The sequence below is a fragment of the Thalassospira sp. UBA1131 genome, from assembly GCF_002311515.1.
Classification (GTDB): Bacteria; Pseudomonadota; Alphaproteobacteria; order Rhodospirillales; family Thalassospiraceae; genus Thalassospira.
The window spans coordinates 1-20,929 of record NZ_DCAO01000085.1 but is presented as its reverse complement, the minus strand read 5'-3'; the positions used below and the strand labels follow the sequence as shown (position 1 = coordinate 20,929).

Genomic DNA, 20,929 nt, shown 5'->3' with positions numbered 1-20,929 from the left:
ATCACCTCGGCAAGGTAGTCCATCGGGTGATGGGTGGTCGATTGCACATAGTAATCCGCATAGGGAATGATGCGGTCATGCGGCATATAGACCGTGCGTTTTGCCCCGTTGGCATCCTGCGAACGCCCGAACCAGATCGGGTCGTCTTCGATTGGAACCAGTACGCATTGATGGACATAGAACGACCAGCCGTCATAGCCGGTTAGCCAGGCCATATTCGACGGATCGGTCACGATCAAAAGATCGAGCCCCTTTTCCACCATGGCTTTTTTGGTTTTCTCCAGGCGCTCGGCATATTCCTCACGCGTGAAATTCAATTCTACCTGGCTCATCGCAGGCCTCCAGATAAAGGTGGGTCCAGACCCTGTTTCCCTTTGTTGTTAAGAAGTAATCTCGACCCCTGTACCGGCTGCATCACAGCGGTGACGGGCGAGAGTGGCGATAGCGGTGTCTTGCACACCGGTTCCGGTCAAATCACAGACCGTAGTCTGACCCGCACTTGTCCTGCCGGTCAAGGATTGGGCAATGATTTGGCCGAGTTCGGGGAATGTCGCGTCAGAGGACACCACACCGGCATCGATGGCGTGATGCAGTTCGCCAAGGATGCGTGTCTGTGCATGACTGTCGCTGACATAAAGGTCGGCCTGCCCGATCAGGGCAGGATCAATTTCGTTTTTGTGTTCGGCATCGGACCCCATCGCGGTCACGTGCGTTCCGGGCTTGACCCAATCGGCCATCAGAACCGGTTCGCGTGCAGGGGTCGTTGTGACGATAATGTCCGCCGTGCTTGCGGCGTCTTTGCCATCCGTGGTGGCGGTAACCGGAATGCCCAGTTCAAGTGATGCCTTTTTCGCGCACGCCTCGGCCTTGGCGATGTCACGCGCCCAGATCGTCGCCGAGGTGATGTCGCGCACCAGTGTGAGTGCCTTAAGCTGCAACTGTGCCTGCACACCGGCACCAAAAATGGTGGCATGCTTGGCATCGTGACTGGCCAGATGCTTGGCGGCAACCCCGCCGGCGGCGGCCGTGCGCACATCGGTCAGATAGCCATTATCAAGCAAGACGGCCTCCAGCAGGCCGGTTTTGGATGAAAACAGGTTCATCAATCCGTTGACCGATGGCAGGCCGAGCTTGGGATTGTCAAAGAAGCCCGGACTGATTTTGATGGCAAAGCTGTCGATGCCCGGCACATAGGCAGTTTTGACATCGACCTCGCCATTAAACTCATCGATATCCAGACGCAGGATCGGCGGCATGCGGACATCCTGTGTGGCAAGCGCCTTGAACGCGCCTTCGACACAGGTGATGGCATCCATGTCGAGATCAATGACCTTGCGCAGGTCGGTTTCGGTCAGAATTCTGATTGTCGGCATGGTTTGTTACTCCGCCATCAGGTCGACGTCTTCGCCGCCAACAATGCGTTTGTGCAGGTCCATGTCGATATTGCACCCCGTCGTCAGCACGACCGTGCGACCGGGATTGTCGACCAGACCGGCACGCAAGGCGGCAATGCCCACGGCACCTGCACCTTCGACGACCTGTTGGTCATCATGGTAGGCCGCCCGGATGCCATCGGCGATCTGGGCTTCGTTGACCAGAACGAAATCGTCGGTCAGATCGCCGCACATATCGAACGTGTACTGGTTGTTTTCACCGATGCCGCCGCCGAGGCTGTCGGCCAGTGTCGGCAATTCCTTGACCGATGTCGGTTTGCCTTCCTGAAGGCTTGTGATCATTGCACAGCCACGTTCCATGGTAATGCCAACAACCCGGATCATCGGATTGACCGATTTGGCCACCAGCGCCACACCGGCCAGCAACCCGCCGCCCGATAGCGGGACCAGCAAGGTATCCACGTCGGGAAGGGCTTCGACGATTTCAAGGCCAAGGGTGCCTTGGCCGGCAATGACATCGGCATGGTCAAAGGGCGGCAACATGATCATGCCATCCTGTTCGACCAGCCGGTCGACTTCGTGCTGGGCTTCGTCCTGTGACTGGCCAATGATGCGGACTTCGGCACCGAGTGCCCGGATGCCATCGACCTTGTTTTGCGGCACCAGTTCGGACATGCAAATGATCGATTTCACCCCGGCATTGCGCGCGGCAAAGGCCAGTGCCCGGCCATAGTTGCCTGTGGATACGCCAACGACACCCTTGGCCTTTTCCTCGTCACTTAGGCGCAGCACCGCGTTGGCGGCACCGCGCAGCTTGAAGCTGCCGGTATATTGTTGTTGTTCGCATTTCAGCCAGACGGGGCTTCCGATACGGTCAGACAGGGCGGCAGACGGGCGGAGTGGTGTGTGGATCACATGACCCGCAATGGTTTTGCGGGCAGAAAGAACATCAGCAAATGTGATGGGGTCTTTCATGGGACCTCGACTTGGTTCGTTGGTTGCGGGGCATGATCAAACAGGGTTCCGAACCCTGTGATCGGATTTTTGTACCCAATCAGGTTCAAGGCATGCCAGATCAGGGCCTGATTGCTGGTGATGACCGGTTTCTTCAGGCGACGCTCGGCCTCGGCAATGATTTCGGCAGACCGGATCGCGGTGCAGGAAATAAACACCGCATCGGCATCAGGCGTGTCGATCTTGAGCGCACCTTCCAACAGCGCCTTGGGCGGCAGGGCGGTCATGTCAAAGTCGTTATCAAGACCAAAACCCATCACACGGGTAACATCAAACCCGCGCGCCTGAAAACCGTCGGCAACTGATTGTGTCACGTCAGACAGATACGGGGTCAGGATGGCAATTTTTTGCGCACCGACCGCACGCAGGGCAAGTTCACTGGCCAGAAGCGGATTGGTGACCTTGGTGCCGGGCATGCCTTGATTGATCAGCTCGGCGATTTTATCCGACCCGGTCACAGCGGTGCCAGACGTGCAGCCGAAAATGGCAACATCAACGCCATATCCCGGCAACAGCGTTTTGGCTGCGCGTGGCAGGTCGGCTGCCATCGATTGCAGGTTTGCGACCGTGACCGGGTTGGCGTTTTCGATACGTGTGGTGAACAGGCGCACGTCGCCTGGCAGGATGGCGCGCAGGTCATCCTCGCTATTAAAGTCTGTTGCCAGCGTGATCAGGCCAATCCGCCCTGCCGGTCCGACCGGATCAGGGGAATAGGGCACGTCTGCCGGCTCTGGCGTAACCGCACGGGATACGGAAATCATCCTGAACTCCAGAAGCGGGTCGTCCCGATTTAATCAGGACGACCCAGTTTCAAATTTTCAAATATGCTTCCGGTCGCAGCCGGAATTTACGGGCCAGAACTTGATCAGCGGAAGGCAAGCTCTGGCAGGAAGAGTGCGATCTGCGGAACAAAGATCAAGATCACGGCCGCAAGCAGCAGCATGATGATGAAGGGCGGTGTTCCACTGATCACCTCGGCATAGGGTCGCCTGAAGATTGCGATGGCTGTAAAGATGTCACACCCGAACGGTGGCGTGGCAGAGCCAATGGCAACCTGAAGCGTGACCAGCGTACCGACAAGCACCGGATCCAGACCGGCCGCATTGACAAGCGGCATGAAGATCGGGGTCAGGACCAGAATGACAACAATCGGGTCAACGAACATGCAGCCGATAAAGAAGGCAATGCAGATCGCGGCCAGAATGACATAGGAGTTCGCCCCTTCAAGCCCCAATGCGCCAATCACGTGTTGCGGGATCTGGGCAAAGGAAATCACGAACGAGAATGTCGTGCCTGCGCCGACCAGAATGAACACGACGGCTGTGATCAGACCGGTTGAACGGGCAATCGCCAGCAGTTCGGACCATTTGACCGACTTGAAGATCAGAACTTCAAGGATGATGGCATAGACCACGGCAACAGCCGCGACCTCGGTCGGGCTGACCCAGCCCAGATAAATGCCGCCGACGATCAGAACCGGGAACATGATGGCCGGGCCGGCATTGATCACGGCCTTGCCGCGTTCAGCCCAGGTCATGCGCGGGATGGTCGGGATGTCGTTCTTTTTGGCGTAGTACATGCAGTACAGCGAGAACATGATCAGAATGAGAATGCCCGGGCCGATACCGGCCAGAAACAGTTCGCCGATCGAGACTTTGCCAACCACGCCAAACACGATCATGCCAATTGATGGCGGGATCAGAAACGCAATGTCACTGGCATTGATGATCAGCGCCATGGCGAATTTGTCTTCGTAGCCGGCCTTGAGCATCTTGGGGCGCAGCGGACCGCCCATGGCCACCACGGTTGCCTGGGTTGAGCCCGATACCGCACCAAACATGGTGCAACCAAGGGCCGTTGTGACCGCAAGGCCGCCGCGCACATGGCCGACAAAGGTCATGGCAAGGTCGATCAGCCGGTTGGCCGTATGCCCCTTTGTCACGATATCGGCGGCAAAGATAAACATCGGCACCGCGATCAGGGCGACCGGCGAGATGCCCGTGACCATCTGCTGAATGAGGATGCGTTCAGGGATAGGCATGTAAAACATGAAGGCGACCACGCTGGCGGTTGCCAGCGGCACCATCATCGGGAAGCCCAGCACCAGAAGCCCCAGCATCACCAGAAGGATTGTTGTTCCTAAATCCATTTTTCCATTCCCCCTTACAGATGATGCTCGTCGGCGTCGTCAAACGTATCCTCGACCTGATAGGACAGGTGCGTCCCCGGTTTGAGGATGTTGGTCAACGCTGCCAGAACAAACTGGATGCCGGTTACGCACAGGCCAAACGGCACGATCAGAACGGTCAGGTAATAGGGGATGCGCAGGGCCGGGGTCAGCCGGTTCGATGTGATCAGTGACGAAACATAATCAATCGAATACCAGGCCAGAAGGAACAGCAAAGAGGCCGTGCCAAGCGTAATGAAGATCATCATGACCTTGCTGGCGCGCGGGCCCAGCATATCGGTAAAGGCCGACATGCGGATATGGCGCCCCATGCGGGCGGCCTCGCTGATGCCGACAAATGTCACAAGAATGATCAGAAACTGATTGAGCTCTTCGGAGAAGAAGATGCTCGAACTGAACCCCAGGCGCATGATCACATTGGCGACGGTGTTCACCGCCATGATGATGATGCTCCATCCGAGGAGCTGTCGTTCGACGACGGACAAGCCGTGGTCGAGTTTTCTTAAAATCCCCAACGCCCCGCCACTCGGAGCGGGGGCCTCCCCGTTTGCACCTGACATAGAACCTCCTTGATGCGTGTGCGAGACATTTTTGTGGAACGCTGTGTGCGGATGTTGGTTCCCTCCCACACGGATTGTCGTTCGCTTCACGCCGGTTCAGTCAGAATAAAAACGCTTTGTGATGGTTCAATCAGATTTTTGTCATGACACAAAATCAATACATCACGTCGAAGGCGTGAACGCCGGGCATTTGATCCATGGTATGGCGAATTTGGATCAGGGCATGCTGAACCGTTGGCGTATCAGGAGCACCGCCAAGACAGATCCGCATGGCGTTTGGCCGGGGGACCTTGACGGTCATGAACGGGTCGGAAATCGTGACAGCTACGCCGTTTTTGCGCAGTTCGGAGGCAAACCATTCTTCCTGCCAATGTTCGGGAATGCGGACCCAGGCCGACAGGGATGTCGGGTGATGGCGCACAACCGCATCGCCGAGAATATCGGCAACCAGTGCCTGGCGTTCGCGCATCAGCGCACGTTGGACCGTCACCGCCTGATCGACGGTGCCATCGGCAATCCAGCGTGCGCCGATCTCTGCCATCAATGGAGTCCCCATCCATCCGGTGACGCGCAAAACGCTGCTGGCACGAATCGACAAATGCGCGGGAACAGCCAGAAAGCCGGTTCGAAGGCCCGGCATAACCGCCTTGGTCAGGCTTGAGACATGAAAGCCGAGCTTGGGCAGGAAGCTTGTGATTGGTGGCAGGTTTTCTTCGAGCAGCGGGCGATAGACATCATCCTCGATGACATAGACGCCGTAATGTTCGGCAATTTCGGCGATGCGTTTGCGCCGTTCCAACCCCATCAGGCAGTTGGTCGGATTGGTAAAGATCGGGGTGACAACAAGCGCCCGGATTTGACGCGTGCGGCATTCTTGCTCAAACGCATCGGGCAGGATGCCTTCATCATCGGTCGGCAGCGCGCCCAGCTTGAAGCGCAAGATGCTGGCCGAGCCAATTACGCCATGATCGGTCAGGCTTTCGGTCAGGACGACGTCATCAGGCTGAATGACGGTGGAAAGGGCGGTAAAGACGCCCTGTGCCGCGCCATTGGTGATCAGAAGGTTGGGGATTTCGACATCGACCCCCATGCCAGAAAGCCAGTTGCGCCCGATGTCGCGGTGATAATCAAACCCGGCAACCGGCCGGCAGCTCTCCATCCAGCCATGGTGGGGTTCTTCGGTCAGTTTGGCGTGCATCTGGCGCGACAGATCATTGTGAAAATCGGTATAGGCCGCGCGCACGATTGAAAGATCAACCAGATCGGGTTGGCGACTATCGAGGATAAAGGACGATGCCCGGTCGGTCAGGCGGGCCTGAACAAAGGTGCCGCGACGTCGTTCGGACCGCAAATAGCCCTGCCGTTCGACTTCCTTGTAGGCGGCACTGACGGTCTGGACGCTGACTTTCAGGCGATAGGCCAGTTCACGGTGTGTTGGCATGCGGACATCGTGGCGCAATCTGCCTGATTCAATATCGGTAATGATTGCTTCGACCAGTGCCTTGTATTTCGGGCCTGTTTCGCCGCTGAGGTCGATGTCAGGTAACCACATGATTGTCTTTCCACCCTGATGTTTAGGGCCAGAACCTGTTTATTTGGTTTGAATGGTCGCTCAGATTTGTGCGGATACGAGGAGCTAAGCCGCTGGAAGATTCCTATCTTGCAAGGTTTTGCGACAAAGTAGGCCGTGCAAATCTGAACGATCCGGAGGACAGAGCTTATATTTGCAAACTCCGGCGTTAAATCCCTTGTGCGGGATTCCAACCCGCCCGGCGGGCTTTGCCTTGGATTTCACAAATATAAGCTCTGCCATTCCAATCAAATAAACAGGTTCTGGCCCTTCGACCCTAACATGACAGGCGGGTTCTGTGTAGGTGTTCGGACTAATTTGTCATGATACAAAACTAACATTGACCTGATGCAGGAACATTTCAAAACTTTGGGCGTTCATCACAATGATGTTGAAATTAAGCGTTCCGATCCGAGTGCCTTCATAAGCGTTGGCGCCGATCGTTGAGCGCGATAACACGGGAGACTTCGATATGAGTCTGAACAAACTCCTTAAAGCGACCCTATCGGCGGCTGCACTGTTTGCCGTCGCAGGGACCGCTGCCCACGCCGAGGAATGGAAATTCGCCCACGAAGAAAGCCCGGGTGATGTTCAGGACCTTTACGCTCAGGAATTCAAACGCCTGGTCGAAGAAAAGACCGATGGCGACGTAAATGTGACCATTTACACCTATGGCCAGCTTGGCACCGAGAACGACATTACCGAGCTGACCGCAGCCGGTGCTGTTCAGTTCTCGAACGCATCGCCGGGTCACCTGGGGACTTTCGTTCCGGAAATTCAGGTCTTTGGCGTTCCCTACCTGCTGTCGCAGGATAACGAGGTGAACAAGAAGGTTCTGTCTTCAAGCCCGACCATTTACGAAGGTCTGTCCAAGGACTTCGAGTCCAAGGGGCTGAAGCTTTATACCATGTACCCGGAAGGCGAAATGGTCTGGACCACCAAGAAACCGGTCGAAAAACCGGCTGATTTCGATGGTGTGAAATTCCGTGTCATGACCTCGCCGATCCTGATCGAAACTTATGAGTCTTTCGGTGCTGATCCGGTCGCGCTGCCGTGGGGTGAAGTTTATTCCGGTCTTCAGACCAGCGTGATTGATGCACAGGTCAACCCGATCTTCTTCGTTGAGAGTGCGAAATTCTACGAAGTGACCGACCATCTGATCTATGCCGGTCAGCAGCAATACACCACCACAGTGGTTTCAAACGCGGCGTTCTATGACGGCCTGTCGGATGAACGCAAAGAGATGCTGGCGGAAGTAAAAGCCGAACTGGATGACTTCATCTATGAAGCCCAGAAAAAGGCCAATGACGAAGCCCTTGCACGCATCAAGGAAGCCAAGCCGGAAATCGAAGTGATCCGTCTGAATGACGAACAGCGTTCGGTCTTCAAGGAAGCTTCCAAAGGCGTTGGCGCAAGCCTTGTTGAGGAAGTCGGTGGTGACACCGAAGAAGTGCTGAACTCGCTTCGTGAAGAGTTTGGTACCGACATGTAATCGGGACTTCCCGATTTCGTAAGATATCGCAAACCCCCGCAGGCACTGCTTGCGGGGGTTTTTGTTTGTCTTGAATGGGCGGTCGGTGATCCCGGTGATGCTCACAACATCAGCGTTTCTGCGTCTCATACGTGCCCTTTCCGATAAGCGGACTGTGGTGATGAAACTGACGTGAAAGGAACTGGCTGTGAATATGCTCAACCTGCTTCAAACTGTCCGTGACGCGATCTTCCCGGCAATCATGTTTGCCGTGATGGCGCTTGGTACGCTTGTGTCGTCGCCAAAGGCGGAAGTTTACAATCCCAATGGCGTGCCGATCTCGTCGAGCGAATGGGCCGAAACATCCCCGGACTCCGCAAAGGTGACGGTCAAGGATGCGCTGAGTAATTCCGGGAATGCCACGGTTGTTGCCGGTGTGACCAATGCGGGTGCGGCACCTTATCTGAACCTGTTTGGTTCTGATGGTGCCGGTTCGATCTGGTGGCCGTCAGCAGATGGCGGCAATGCCGAGATCCAACTTCAAATCAGAAATGCATCGGGCAGTGTCACCGCTGCTTGTACGGTGACGTCCAAGAAAGATACTGCCGGGAAGTTTGCGACGACCTGTCAGTAACCAAGGGTTTGGGCCCGGTGGCAGTGAGATCGTGGCAATGAGATCATCGTCGCGTGGAAATAAAACAGGGGCCGGTCATGGGCCCGGCCCCTGTGCACCGCCGCGTCGGGAAGAAGGTTTGACGCAGCGGGTATTTGTGATGTCGCGGTGATATCAGGCTGGCTTATTTGCCAGCAGCAACTTCGTCTGCGACTGCATCAACAGCCTGTTTGGCGATGTCGATGACCTTGTCGACTTCGGCCTTGGTGATGCAAAGCGGCGGAGCAAAGCCAAGGATGTCACCGTGCGGCATGGCACGTGCAATCATGCCACGTTCCAGGCAGGCGGCTGATACGCGCGGACCGATTTTCGCATTCGGATCGAAGCGTTCCTTCTTGGTTTTATCCGCGACAAACTCGAGCGCGGCCATCAGACCAACGCCGCGTGCTTCGCCAACCAGCGGATGGTTGTCAAAGGTTTCATGCAGGCGTTTCTGGAAGTAACCGCCCGTGTCCGCCGAGTTGCCCGTCAGGTTTTCACCATCAACAATATCAAGGTTGGCGTTGGCCGCAGCCGCACAGACCGGATGGGCGGAATAGGTCCAGCCATGGCCGATCGGACCCATCTGGTCAGAACCCTGTTCCAGAACTTTCCAGACGCGTTCGCCAATGATCACACCCGACAGCGGCAGGTAACCCGATGACACACCCTTGGCAATCGTGATCAGGTCCGGCTTGATGCCATAGTGCAAGGAGCCGAAGTAAGACCCGGTACGGCCAAAGGCGGTCACGACTTCGTCGGCGACCAGAAGGACATCGTACTTGTTCAGGACAGCCTGGATGGCTTCCCAATAGCCTTCTGGCGGGGTGATGATGCCGCCCGTGCCCATGACCGGCTCGCCGATGAAGGCTGCAACGGTTTCCGGACCTTCGCGCAGGATCATTTTTTCCAGATCATTGGCACAACGTTTGGCAAATTCTGCTTCGGTTTCGCCGGCCTCTGCGTTCCAGTAATGGTGCGGGCAGGTGGTGTGCAGAATGGGCGCACGCGGCAGATCAAATGCATTGTGGAAGGCAGCAAGGCCGGTCAGGCTGCCGGTCATGATGCCCGAGCCGTGATAGCCACGCCAACGCGAGATGATTTTCTTTTTCTGCGGCAGGCCGCGAATGTTGTTGTAGTACCAGATCAGCTTGATGTTGGTTTCGTTGGCATCCGATCCGGACATGCCGTAATAGACGCGCTGCATGCCTTCGGGCGCGCTTTTAATAATGCGATCCGACAGACGAATGACCGGCTCGTTCCCGTGCCCGACATAGGTGTGGTAATAGGCCAGTTCCTTTGCCTGCGCATAGATCGCATCGGCAATTTCGGTGCGGCCATAACCAACGTTTACACAATACAGACCGGCGAAGGCATCAAGGCTTTCGCGGCCTTCGGTGTCGTGGATATAGATGCCCTTGCCGCCATTGATGATGCGGTTGGGGGTTTCACCGGCTGCGTGCTGACGCATGTGGGTCGAGGGGTGCATGAAATGCGCCCGATCCATTTCCTGCAGATCAGCAGTGGTGTTTTTGATGACATTCATTTGAATTCTCCCATGTGAATGCGGTTGATGCCTTTGCGCGCACCAAGGTCAAAACCTAGGCTTTGTAAGCAGCGCAGACGTATTTCAGTTCGGTAAATTCTTCGAGGCCATGGCGCGATCCTTCGCGACCCAAGCCCGATTGCTTGACGCCGCCAAACGGGATCGGTGCACCGGTGATTTTCACGCAGTTCAGTGCAACCATGCCGTATTCAAGGGCGTTTGAGACGCGTGCGGCACGGTCGTTGTCCTTGGTCAGCAGATAGGCGGCAAGGCCATATTCGCTGTCATTGGCCTTGGCGATTACTTCGTCCTCGGTATCGAACGGCATGACCGGGGCAACCGGGCCGAATGTTTCTTCGGAAAAGATCTTCATGTCGTCGGTGACATCGGCAAGCAGGGTCGGGGCAAAGAACAGCCCGCCCATTTTCTTGCCACCGGTGACAACACGGGCTCCCTTGGCGCGCGCATCGGCAACATGTTCTTCGCATTTGGCAACCGCACGGTCATGCATCAGCGGACCGATTTCGACATATTCCTCGATGCCGTTGCCAACCCGCAGATCGGCGATGGCCTTGGCATATTTATCAAGGAAGTCGTCATAGATGTCGCGCTGAACAAAGATGCGGTTGGCGGCCAGGCAATCCTGACCACTGGTGGCGAATTTTGCGTTCACCGCGTGGGCGACTGCCTCGTCCAGATCGACATCATCAAAGACGATGAACGGGGCATGACCGCCGAGTTCCATCGACATTTTCTTGATCGTCTGGGCACCTTGCGACAGCAGGAGACGGCCAACCTCGGTCGAGCCGGTAAAGGATAGTGCCCGGACATCGTGATGGCCGCACAGCTCGCCCACAACCGGGTTCGGATCACCGGTGACGATGTTAAACACACCGGCCGGGATGCCCGCACGTTCGGCCAGTTCAGCCAGTGCGGTGGCCGAGAACGGCGTTTCGGTGGCCGGGCGTACGATCATGGTGCAACCGGCGGCCAGGGCGGCGGCGGCCTTACGCGTAATCATCGCACACGGGAAGTTCCATGGTGTGACCGCAGCGGTGACGCCGATCGGCTCACGCTTGATGGTCATGTTGCGGCCCGGCAGGTGGGATGTGATGTTTTCAACATTCACCCGTTTGGCTTCTTCAGCGTAAAATTCGATGAAGCTTGCAGCGTAATCAATCTCGCCGCGGGCTTCGTTGATCGGCTTGCCCTGTTCAAGGGTCATCAGAAGGGCGAGGTCTTCCTTGTTTTCAATCAGAAGATCATGCCAGCGACGCAAAGCGGCACTGCGTTCCTGAGGCAGAAGGGCGGCCCATGCCGGGAAGGCTTCCCGGGCCGCCGCGATGGCCTTGCGGGTTTCGTGAACGCCCATGTTCGGAACGGTGCCGATGAAGCTGCCATCGAACGGGTTGGTGACTTCGATCACCTGAAGGTTGTCAGCCGAGCACCAGCGACCATCAATATAGGCATGTTCGCGCAGCAAACGCAGATCGGAAAGCTGGCTGAGCGAAACGCAACGCTGTTCCTTTGATTGTGCCGTCATGGTGGCCTCCTTCCTTGAGCTTGGCGCGGTTTGCGCGAAGCATGTCATTGAACTGAGAGGAAGGTATCAACAGGCGATCAGAGGAGGTGACCGAACTCGGCGTCATTTGATGCGTTTTTTTTGGCGCGGAGTGGCAAAAAGCGAATGTTTTTTCTGCTGAGCGCCAAAACGCGCAGAAAATCAGTCTTCCGAGCGATCCAGATATTTGCGCATTTCGCGTTTCTGGCGGCGCTTTTCAATAAGGGTTCGGATGATGATGGCGGCAAAAAACAAGATCACGACGCTTGTTGTCATCGGGAAGGCGACCGGGATGCCAATGACAAAGGCCAGTGCACCGATAACACTGCCGCCAACAAGGGCGATAAAGCCGCCCAGCATGATGATGCCAAGCAATACGGCAAGAAGTATGGAGGCGATTTTGTTCATAAGGCGCAGTTCATAAGGTCAGGCAAAAGAAGGATGGACGGAGCCCCACTTAACGGGGAGCTCCGTCCATTCGTTTTGTCAGTTCTTGTCGTTGTTGCGGTTGGTCAGCTGTTTGGTGGTTTGATCAAGCCGTTGGGCCAGAACACGGATCAACTGATTGGAAACAGCCTGGTCCTGTCGAACAAGGCCGAGGAATTCGGTCTTGTCGAGTTTCAGAACCGTCATGTCTTCGACCGCACGGATGGTTGCCGAGCGCGGTGCATCGACAAGCAGGGCGATTTCGCCAATGACTTCCTTGGCATGAACGTCACGCAGTTTGAGCGTCTGGTGCTCATCGGTGGTCAGCCAGATTTCACCGCGCCCGGAAATGACGATAAAGGCGGCATCGCCCGGATCGCCCTGTTTGACGAGAACCTCACCATGTTTGAAGGTCAGGCGCGGGCTGGTAAAGGCCAGCAGCTTGACGACACTGGGGTCGAGGCCTGCGAATAGCGGGATCGTGCGCAGCAACCGGACTTCCTGATCGATGTCGCCTGCGGCCAGTGCCGCTGCGGCTTCGTCTTCGGTTTCTTCGGTTGTTGTTTCACTGTCATCGGCAACGCTTTTGCGTTTGACCAGCTTTCCGTTCGACATATAGAGCAAGGTATCGAACTTTTCGCCGGCATGGTCATCATCATCGACCCAAACCAGACTGGTATGGTCGCTTTCGCCTGTCAGGTAGTTGATGATGCTTTCGCGGGTTTCGCGGTCCAGAGCCGAAAGACCCTCGTCGACGACCAGAAGATCCGGGTTCTTGATCAGCGCACGGACAAGGGCGATTTTCTGACGCAATGTCTGGGACATGCGGCTGCCGCCAACGCCGACCTGGCTTTCAAGGCCAAGGGACACCAATCCTTCGTAAAGGCCGCCTTCATGGGCGATTTCAAACAGGACTTCGCCGACGCGTTCCTCGGAATTTGCACGGCCATAGGCAAAGCGACCAAACAGCAAGTTATCAAGGATCGGTGCGGCTGATGCGTAGCCATCAGCCTCGAAGAAGTCGATATAGCCTGCCAGATCGTCGGGCATGTTTTCGCGGAACTTGGGCCGGGCCTGAAGAACAAGTTCGCGGAAATCATCATCAATCACGCGCAGGCGGTGGCGGGCCGGGGTCAGTTGCATGGCAACGTCAAGAAGACGCAACTGGTCCTCTTTGCGCATGTCATCGACACGCACACCGTCGGTGCGTTTCAGGATGTTTTTCACCTCGGGCATTTCATCGGCCGAGACAAAGCTGTAACGGTCAAAGAATTCATGGCCCGGGGGCAGGCCGGTAAACAGTTCGATCATCAGATCAAGCGTTTCACGCCCCATCTTGATCATCTTTTCATACAGGCCGCTTTCGCGCAGGCTTTTCTGGATATAGGGATGGGACAGGAAGTCCATCCGCTTGAACTCGGTGCGTGATGGTGTGCCGAACAGGATGTTCACGCCGACCGGCGCGTTGTCGTTGTATTTGTCGAAATCATAAGGTTCGACAAGGTCGGACAGCTGACGTTCGGCCAGAATTTCCTTAAGACGCGGACGGACATCGAGCACCGATTGAACAAGGTTCGGGCGTTCTTCAGGGCTGATGCGGCGCAACAGGCCAATGCGATAAATATCACGATCAAGGCCGACCACCTCAAGCAGGCGCATCAGTTCCTTTTGCATGTCTTCGCGCGATTCAAATCCCGGTCCGACATAATCGATCCACTCGGCAGACGGATCATAGGGGATGTTGCCCGACATCTTGATCTCTTCATACATTTCGCGCGTCAGCTTCCAGGGCAGATCGGCTGGATCGGCAAGTTCGACGACATCGACAAATTTGGGATCGGGATAGGCCTTGGCGTCCGCATCGCTGTCGGGGGCGGGATTATCGTTATCCTGTTCCAGAAGGACAGGGCGGTGTTTCAGGCCATAGAACAGGTTATCGGAAATACTGCCATTAAACAGATACGCATCCGCCCCGACATAGGCCAAACGTTGCCCGACCACCGCAGCCGGAAGGGTGGTGGCATCAAAATCGGCAAACTGAATGCGCCCGCCCGTCGGGGTCATGATGTGGGCAATCAGGCGGGCAAGTTGCGATTTGCCACTGTCTGATGCGCCGGTCAAAAGGGCCTTGCCCGGCAATCCCATGTTAAACGAAACATTTTCGACAACACGGGTGCCGTCCTCGTCCGTCCATGACAGGGCACTGACATCGAGCGGGCCGGCCAGTTTCGGCGAAACCGGTGCAATCAGTTCGTGTTCGGGGGCAAGGTCAGGCAGCTCGAACTGTTCGTGCAGCTGTTCGTATTTGATGTTGGCATCGGCAAGGCGCTGATAATAGGCAAGAAGTTCTTTCCACGGTGCCGACATATCCTTGTAGGCGGCAAGGGCCGCGACCAGCGCACCAAAGCTGAGGTCACCGGTAATCACCAGATAGCCACCGATGGAATAGAAGAAGAACGGGGTGATCTGGGCGATAAAGTTGTTCAGGAACTTGATGAAGAATTTGCGGAAATAGATTTCCTTGCGGATCTCGAAAATCCGGCCCAGACGCTGGGTGAAGTGGGTCAGTTCGAACCCTTGCGTTTCGTTCGCACGGATATCGGTCGCACCGCCAACCGTCTCGCCGATATGTTCGGACATGCGGCGCACGTTCTGAACGCGCTGTTTGCCAAGCAGGTTCACGCGGCGTTGCAGTTTCGGGATCAGATAGCCCTGCAACGGATAAAACGCGATCGCTGCCAGCCCCATCAAAGGGTCCTGAATAAAGATAAAGGCCGAAATCGTGATCAGAATGCCGCCCTGATAAAGCGGCAGGGCATAGGCCTCGCCAAAAAAGCCGCCCAACGGTTCGGCTTCGGCGGTGATCATGGAAACGATTTCGCCCTGACTGGTCTTGCGGAAATGCGGCAGTGGAAAACGCAGAACACGATCAAAAAGCTCGTAGCGCATGCGACGCAGCATGCGCTCTGCCATCACGCCCTGATAGACGTTGATGAAGTATTTGAAGCCGCCATTAACGAAGACGAGGGCCAGAAAAATGCCCGAGAGGGCGAACAGATACTCGATCTGGGTCAGATCGACGCCAAGGATGTCATAGGGCGCACCGGCACCACCGATGGCCTCGTTGACGATCTGTTTGGGCAGATCAAGCGAGTAATAAAGAAACGGGAAAGAAGCCAGCGTGACCAATGTCAACATGATCTGCTGGAGGCGGCTATGACGCCATATATAGGCAAAAACCGATTTGGGCATTCGCACTTCCCGTTTTGTGGTTGTGGAACAATTTTGTTCCGTTTGCTCGTTTTTATATTTGGGCAGGGTCAGGACCCATAGATCCTGATCCCAGTGTGCAGGTTATGCGCCGGTTGTCTGATCAACCAAGATCAAAACTTTGTTCCGGTTCAATGAACCCGCAGAAACCGTCCGCCACGGCGTCGGGTTTATCATAAGCCTGATAGTGATAGAGCCACATCTTCGCCTTGATCTCGGCAGGCAGGGTCACAAGTTGGTCGTAGTGGGCATGGACCCCGGAATGACGGGGGCCGAGTTCGCAATCCTGAAAGATGATGTCGGCCTTTTTGTAGAACGGCATGTGGTCTTCGGGATTGAAAATCGCATCTGTTGTCAGGAAGAAGGACTTGTTCTGACCGTGACCGAACAGGGCATAGGAATACATCGTGCTTTCCGGTGTCACGACATGGGCAACCGGGATGACATCGAAATGCATGCCATGCCAGTCAAATCCGTTCTTGGTGGAAAGCGGGACCACATCGAAATAGGACGACAGTTTGCTGTTGCCGTGATCGCTGATTTCAAGGCCACCGCGCAATGAGTGTTCCCACAGCGGTTCCAGCAGTTCGTCGACCGCAAACAGTTCCGCCCGGTGGCCTTCGAAGACGAAATAATTGGCAAGCGCCATCCATTCGAGCCCACCGATATGGTCCGAATGCAGATGGCTGACATAGACACCATGAATGTCGTTTGGCATATGACCAATGTTGCGCAGCGAATGGCGCGCGTCTGAACCGCAGTCAATCAGCAGGCGCTGTGGTTGGTCATTGCCCGACGGGGTCGTTTCCAGAACCATGTTGCTCTGAAAATTGTCAGCGGCCATACAAAAGGCCGATCCTGTCCCCGCAAACGTTAGCTTCATTCCCCGATCTCCCGATATTTGTCGAAAGATTAGACGAGGTTCGGGGCGTTTAACCACCCCCTTTTTATGAGTAACCGCTCAATTTTCCCGGTAAGCCTGGCCTGACCGACGGTTCAGGATGGTGTCGATGTCTTGTTTTGATCGGATGGAACGTCTTGTGGATGGTCGTTCCGGGCGTTGGCAAGTTTGCTCATTTCACTACGCAGAGCGCGCAGTTCGGTCATGATTTCCTGATGATCGAGTTCGATCACATCGCGGGTCTGGGTTTCTTCAACATCGACATGTGTCGACATTGCATCAACCACAATCGCGATAAACAGGTTCAGGACGGCAAATGTCGTTACCAGAATGAACGGCACGAAGAAAAGCCACGCCAGCGGGTAAGACTCCATCACCGGGCGGACAATGCCCATCGACCAGCTTTCCAGCGTCATGATCTGGAACAGCGAATAAAGTGATTCGCCAATCGTGCCAAACCAGTCGGGGAAGCCTTCGCCAAACAGCTTGGTCGCCATCACGGCCGAGACATAAAACACCAGCGACAGAAGTGTCAGGACGGAAATCATGCCGGGGATGGCGCGCATCAGGGCTTCGACCACCTTGCGCATGGAGGGCACCGTCGAAATCAGGCGGAAGGCACGCAGGATACGCAGCGCACGCAGGACCGAGACGCCCTGGCCTGCCGGCATCAGGGTGATGGCAACAATCGTGAAATCAAAGACATTCCAGGCGCGCTTGAAGAAGGCCAGCCGATAGAGCGCAAGTTTCATCACCAGTTCGATGACAAAAATCGCCACCGCCACCTGATCGAGCACATGCAGCACCGACCCCGCCGCATTCATCACGGTCGGGGATGTTTCAAGCCCGAGGATGATGGCGTTAATCGCAATGACGGCGGTGATGAAATTTTGAAATCGATTGGATTCAACGATCCGGCGAAGAAAATTCATGGTGCCTCCCGACCAGGCCGGAAAAGGGCGCTTCATTTTGCCGGATATAACCGACGGACAGACTGCGCCGGAAAATGACAACAGGGCGCAGCATCAATCACGATGGTCTGCGCCCTGAATGGAAAATCAGTTCAGGCCCTTGCGGCCCATTTCAAGGAATTTGTCACGACGGCGCGCCTTCAGCACACCACCTTCGACGTCATCCATGCTTTCAAGTGCCTTGATGATCGCTTTGCCAACCCGTTTGCAGGCTTCCTTGGCATCGCGCTGTGCGCCGCCAAGCGGTTCTGGCACGATTTCGTCAATCACGCCAAGCTGCAACAGATCCTGTGCGGTAAGACGGAGTGCCTCGGCAGCGGTTTTGGCTTCGTCACCAGAACGCCACAGAATGGATGCGCAACCTTCTGGCGAGATCACCGAATAGATCGAGTTTTCAAGCATCAGAACATTGTTGGCAACCGCAAGCGCAATCGCACCACCCGATCCACCTTCGCCGATGATGACCGACACCAGCGGCACCTTGATATCAAGGCAGGCTTCGATCGAACGTGCGATGGCTTCGGACTGGCCGCGCGCCTCGGCATCGGCACCCGGGAAGGCGCCAGCAGTATCAACAAGGGTGACAACCGGAATGTTGAAACGCTCAGCCATACGCATCAGGCGGATTGCCTTGCGATAGCCCTCGGGACGGGCGGAACCGAAATTGTGTTTCACACGGGTTTCGGTATCGCGGCCTTTTTCATGGCCGATCACCATCACCGTGCGGCCCTGCAAACGACCGAAACCGCCGATGATTGCGGCGTCTTCGCCAAACTGGCGGTCACCGGAAAGCGGGGTGAAATCGTCAAACAGGTTGGCGATATAGTCGGTGAAATGCGGACGATCAGGATGGCGCGCCACCTGGGTTTTCTGCCAGGGGGTCAGCTTGCCATAGGTGCCTTGCAAAAGCTTGGTCAGCTTTTCCTGCAGGCGGGAAACCTCGTCTGCGATGTTGACTTCGTCACTGCCCGTCAAATGACGGAGCTCTTCGATCTTGCCTTCAAGTTCGGCGATCGGCTTTTCAAAATCGAGGAAGTTATGCATCAGGGCATCATATCCGACTGGGAAACAATGGGGCGGAACATAGTATATCGACCCGCCACGTCAAGGGCGGAGCTATGAACAGTCCATATTTTCCGTTTACGTAATAATTATGGCGTAGTGTTCATACATTCATTACGCCCGACAGTTTGCACGTGGAACCCCATGACGTCCAGTATCGAGATCACACACATCAACGACCCGGACGACGTTTCGTTCGAGCGGCTTGTTGAAATTCTTTTGGCAGCCTTTGCCTTTCAGGACGATATTGTCGATCCGCCAAGCTCGGCCAAGTCGGTTTCGGTTTCCGAACTGCAATGGCGCTTTGCACGTGACACACTGTTTGTTGCCCGGGACGGCAAAGGCAACATCATCGGCCAAATCTGGATCGAGGATGTCGGCAAGGACGCCTATCTTTACAAGCTTTCGGTCGACCCGGCGGTCAAGGGGGCTGGTATCGGCAAGGCATTGGTCGAGACCGCCTGCGCGTTTGCGCGTGATCGCGGCAAGCAGCATATGCGGCTTAGTGTTCGGATCGAACTTGAAGACAATATCGCGTTCTTCAAATCACGCGGGTTTGCGATTGCCGGCGAAGGTGTTCATGACGGATATGACAGAACGACGTTCTGGAAAATGGCGCGCGATTTGCAGCAAATCTGATCAGGCGGGTTTACTTTCGGGCATTGGGCGTTTTGACATCGCATAATACGGAACGTGGGTTTCGCCCCAGTCCTTTAAGGCCAGAATAATGCCGCGCAGCGTTTCACCCTTTTGGGTCAGGCTGTATTCAACGCGCGGCGGGACTTCGGCGTAAACTTCACGATGTACAAGCCCGTCGGTTTCAAGTTCGCGGAGCTGGCGGGTCAGCATGCGCTGGGTGACGCCGGGCATCAGACGGCGCAGCTCGTTAAAGCGTTTCGTGCCATCAAGCAGATGGAACATCACAACGCCCTTCCACTTGCCGCCAATCATATCAAGCGCGCCTTCAACCGGGCAGCCGGGGCTTCTGTTGGGTGGGCAGCTATTCATCTTTAACCTCCAAATCAGCAAGACCGGTACCGGGAATGTGCCTGTAATGCCCGGAAATCCGCAATAGTATACAATTTGATACTATATGCTGAAATTGTGCGTACTTATTTCAAAGAGGATTATGCGTTAAAACTTGGCCATTCACAAATCAAACCTTTGATGGAAGGAAATGCCAAAGATGAAAGCCATTGGTATTTATAAATCTGCCCCGGTCGAAACCGACGGCCTGTTCACCCAGATCGAAACCGATGCCCCGGTTGCCGAGGGTCACGATATCCTTGTGCGGGTAAAAGGTGTTGCAGTGAACCCGGTCGATTTCAAAGTCCGCAAGGGCAAGCAGGATGACGGCGCCTTCAAGGTGCTTGGCTGGGATGCGGCCGGTGTTGTCGAAGCCGTTGGCGAGGATGTCACCCTTTTCCGTCCGGGCGATGAAGTCTGGTATGCCGGGGATGTGACCCGTTCGGGGTCCAATGCCCAGCTGCAACTTGTTGATGAACGCATTGTCGCGCCCAAGCCGAAGTCACTTGATTTCGCCGCCGCCGCAGCCCTGCCATTGACGACGATTACCGCGTGGGAAGCGATGTTTGATCGTCTTATGATTGATCGCAAGGCGGTTGACGCCAATGCAAACAAAACGATCCTGATCATTGGCGGGGCCGGTGGTGTTGGATCGATTGCCATTCAGTTGGCCAAGCTTGCCGGTCTGAAAGTCATCACGACCGCATCGCGCCCGGAAACCACGGCGTGGGTCAAAAAGCTTGGCGCGGATCAGGTGATCAACCATCGCAATCCGCTGGATGAAGAACTGGCGACGATTGATGTTGCCAATGTTGATTACGTCTTCTGTACGTCGGAAACCGATCAGTATTTTGATGTGATGGCGACTGTCATCGCGCCGCAGGGCCGGATCGTCACGATCACCGAGGCCCAGGAAAATCACAATGTGGATCTTCTGAAAGCCAAGTCGGCAAGCTTTTCCTACGAGTTCATGTTTACCCGTTCGATGTTCCAGACGGCTGACATGATTGAACAGCACAAGCTTCTGGCGACGGTGGCCCAGTTGGTTGATGAGGGCACCATTACCAATACGGCGAATGAAAGCTTTGGTGCGCTGTCACCGGAAAGCCTGCAGAAAGCGCATGCGTTGCTGGAAAGTGGCAAGGCCATTGGCAAGATCATCTTTGACGGCATTGCCGACTGATCTGCATGCCTTGGGATAACAGGCATCTGAATTACGGGCCGATCCGCGTGAATGTCGCGGGTCGGCCTTTTTGTTTGACCGATATGCCGGTTAATCGGCGGAAGCATTTCCGATCAATGCTGTGATCTGATCGC

General features: G+C 55.7%; 19 protein-coding genes. 4 read left to right on the top strand and 15 right to left on the bottom strand.

Annotation, left to right across the window (positions count from 1 at the left end):
• The 7 genes from B3Z49_RS12775 to B3Z49_RS12745 all read right to left on the bottom strand — a co-directional run.
• On the bottom strand, positions 1 to 332 hold a 332-nt coding region (locus B3Z49_RS12775; protein WP_296991435.1), incomplete at its 3' end, for an aminopeptidase P family N-terminal domain-containing protein.
• 48 nt (positions 333 to 380) lie between these two features.
• Complete coding sequence (gene eutC / locus B3Z49_RS12770) at positions 381 to 1,373, bottom strand: ectoine utilization protein EutC (RefSeq protein WP_296991433.1); 993 nt, start codon at positions 1,371 to 1,373, stop codon at positions 381 to 383.
• A 6-nt stretch (positions 1,374 to 1,379) separates the two neighbouring features.
• Entirely contained in the window at positions 1,380 to 2,369 is a 990-nt protein-coding gene (gene eutB, locus B3Z49_RS12765) for a hydroxyectoine utilization dehydratase EutB (protein WP_296991430.1), read from the bottom strand.
• Positions 2,366 to 3,169 carry a maleate cis-trans isomerase family protein gene (locus tag B3Z49_RS12760; RefSeq protein WP_296991428.1) on the bottom strand — a complete coding sequence of 268 codons (804 nt, stop codon included), beginning with the start codon at positions 3,167 to 3,169 and terminating at the stop codon, positions 2,366 to 2,368. The genes eutB and B3Z49_RS12760 overlap by 4 nt, the downstream gene beginning before the upstream one ends.
• Positions 3,170 to 3,273: 104 nt before the next feature.
• The gene (locus B3Z49_RS12755) at positions 3,274 to 4,557 is read right to left on the bottom strand and encodes a TRAP transporter large permease (RefSeq protein ID WP_063086990.1); all 1,284 of its coding nucleotides are present in this window, start codon (positions 4,555 to 4,557) and stop codon (positions 3,274 to 3,276) included.
• Between the two features lie 14 nt (positions 4,558 to 4,571).
• The gene (locus B3Z49_RS12750) at positions 4,572 to 5,156 is read right to left on the bottom strand and encodes a TRAP transporter small permease (RefSeq protein WP_051007605.1); all 585 of its coding nucleotides are present in this window, start codon (positions 5,154 to 5,156) and stop codon (positions 4,572 to 4,574) included.
• A gap of 154 nt (positions 5,157 to 5,310) precedes the next feature.
• Positions 5,311 to 6,708, bottom strand: a complete 1,398-nt coding sequence (locus tag B3Z49_RS12745) for a PLP-dependent aminotransferase family protein (protein WP_296991422.1) — start codon at positions 6,706 to 6,708, stop codon at positions 5,311 to 5,313.
• 490 nt (positions 6,709 to 7,198) lie between these two features.
• Between B3Z49_RS12745 and dctP the strand changes: the two genes are divergently transcribed.
• Together dctP and B3Z49_RS12735 are read left to right on the top strand one after the other, a co-directional pair.
• The gene (gene dctP, locus B3Z49_RS12740; protein ID WP_008890042.1) at positions 7,199 to 8,218 is read left to right on the top strand and encodes a TRAP transporter substrate-binding protein DctP; all 1,020 of its coding nucleotides are present in this window, start codon (positions 7,199 to 7,201) and stop codon (positions 8,216 to 8,218) included.
• Positions 8,219 to 8,405: 187 nt separating this feature from the next.
• Positions 8,406 to 8,831, top strand: coding sequence for a hypothetical protein (locus B3Z49_RS12735; protein WP_143588783.1), 426 nt, complete (start codon positions 8,406 to 8,408; stop codon positions 8,829 to 8,831).
• Between the two features lie 163 nt (positions 8,832 to 8,994).
• Here the strand turns inward: B3Z49_RS12735 and B3Z49_RS12730 are convergent, their stop codons facing one another.
• The 7 genes from B3Z49_RS12730 to B3Z49_RS12700 form a co-directional block, all read right to left on the bottom strand.
• Entirely contained in the window at positions 8,995 to 10,395 is a 1,401-nt protein-coding gene (locus B3Z49_RS12730; protein WP_064782469.1) for an aspartate aminotransferase family protein, read from the bottom strand.
• 55 nt (positions 10,396 to 10,450) lie between these two features.
• Entirely contained in the window at positions 10,451 to 11,938 is a 1,488-nt protein-coding gene (locus B3Z49_RS12725; RefSeq protein ID WP_296991412.1) for an NAD-dependent succinate-semialdehyde dehydrogenase, read from the bottom strand.
• 180 nt (positions 11,939 to 12,118) lie between these two features.
• Complete coding sequence (locus tag B3Z49_RS12720) at positions 12,119 to 12,364, bottom strand: hypothetical protein (protein WP_296991410.1); 246 nt, start codon at positions 12,362 to 12,364, stop codon at positions 12,119 to 12,121.
• Between the two features lie 78 nt (positions 12,365 to 12,442).
• Positions 12,443 to 15,634, bottom strand: a complete 3,192-nt coding sequence (locus tag B3Z49_RS12715; protein WP_296991407.1) for an ABC transporter transmembrane domain-containing protein — start codon at positions 15,632 to 15,634, stop codon at positions 12,443 to 12,445.
• A gap of 121 nt (positions 15,635 to 15,755) precedes the next feature.
• On the bottom strand, positions 15,756 to 16,535 hold the full coding sequence (locus B3Z49_RS12710; protein WP_040823107.1) for an MBL fold metallo-hydrolase: 780 nt from the start codon (positions 16,533 to 16,535) through the stop codon (positions 15,756 to 15,758).
• 113 nt (positions 16,536 to 16,648) lie between these two features.
• On the bottom strand, positions 16,649 to 17,485 hold the full coding sequence (locus B3Z49_RS12705) for an ion transporter (protein ID WP_008890049.1): 837 nt from the start codon (positions 17,483 to 17,485) through the stop codon (positions 16,649 to 16,651).
• 126 nt (positions 17,486 to 17,611) lie between these two features.
• The gene (locus B3Z49_RS12700) at positions 17,612 to 18,568 is read right to left on the bottom strand and encodes an acetyl-CoA carboxylase carboxyltransferase subunit alpha (RefSeq protein ID WP_008890050.1); all 957 of its coding nucleotides are present in this window, start codon (positions 18,566 to 18,568) and stop codon (positions 17,612 to 17,614) included.
• A 162-nt stretch (positions 18,569 to 18,730) separates the two neighbouring features.
• On the opposite strand from B3Z49_RS12700, the gene B3Z49_RS12695 reads away from it, so the two are divergent.
• Positions 18,731 to 19,225 carry a GNAT family N-acetyltransferase gene (locus B3Z49_RS12695; protein WP_296991400.1) on the top strand — a complete coding sequence of 165 codons (495 nt, stop codon included), beginning with the start codon at positions 18,731 to 18,733 and terminating at the stop codon, positions 19,223 to 19,225.
• Here B3Z49_RS12695 and B3Z49_RS12690 read toward each other — a convergent pair whose 3' ends face one another.
• Entirely contained in the window at positions 19,226 to 19,594 is a 369-nt protein-coding gene (locus B3Z49_RS12690) for a winged helix-turn-helix transcriptional regulator (RefSeq protein WP_296991397.1), read from the bottom strand. It lies immediately after the preceding gene.
• A 178-nt stretch (positions 19,595 to 19,772) separates the two neighbouring features.
• Here B3Z49_RS12690 and B3Z49_RS12685 point away from each other — a divergent pair, with 178 nt between their 5' ends.
• On the top strand, positions 19,773 to 20,795 hold the full coding sequence (locus B3Z49_RS12685) for a zinc-binding alcohol dehydrogenase family protein (protein WP_296991394.1): 1,023 nt from the start codon (positions 19,773 to 19,775) through the stop codon (positions 20,793 to 20,795).
• The last annotated feature ends 134 nt before the right edge of the window (positions 20,796 to 20,929 follow it).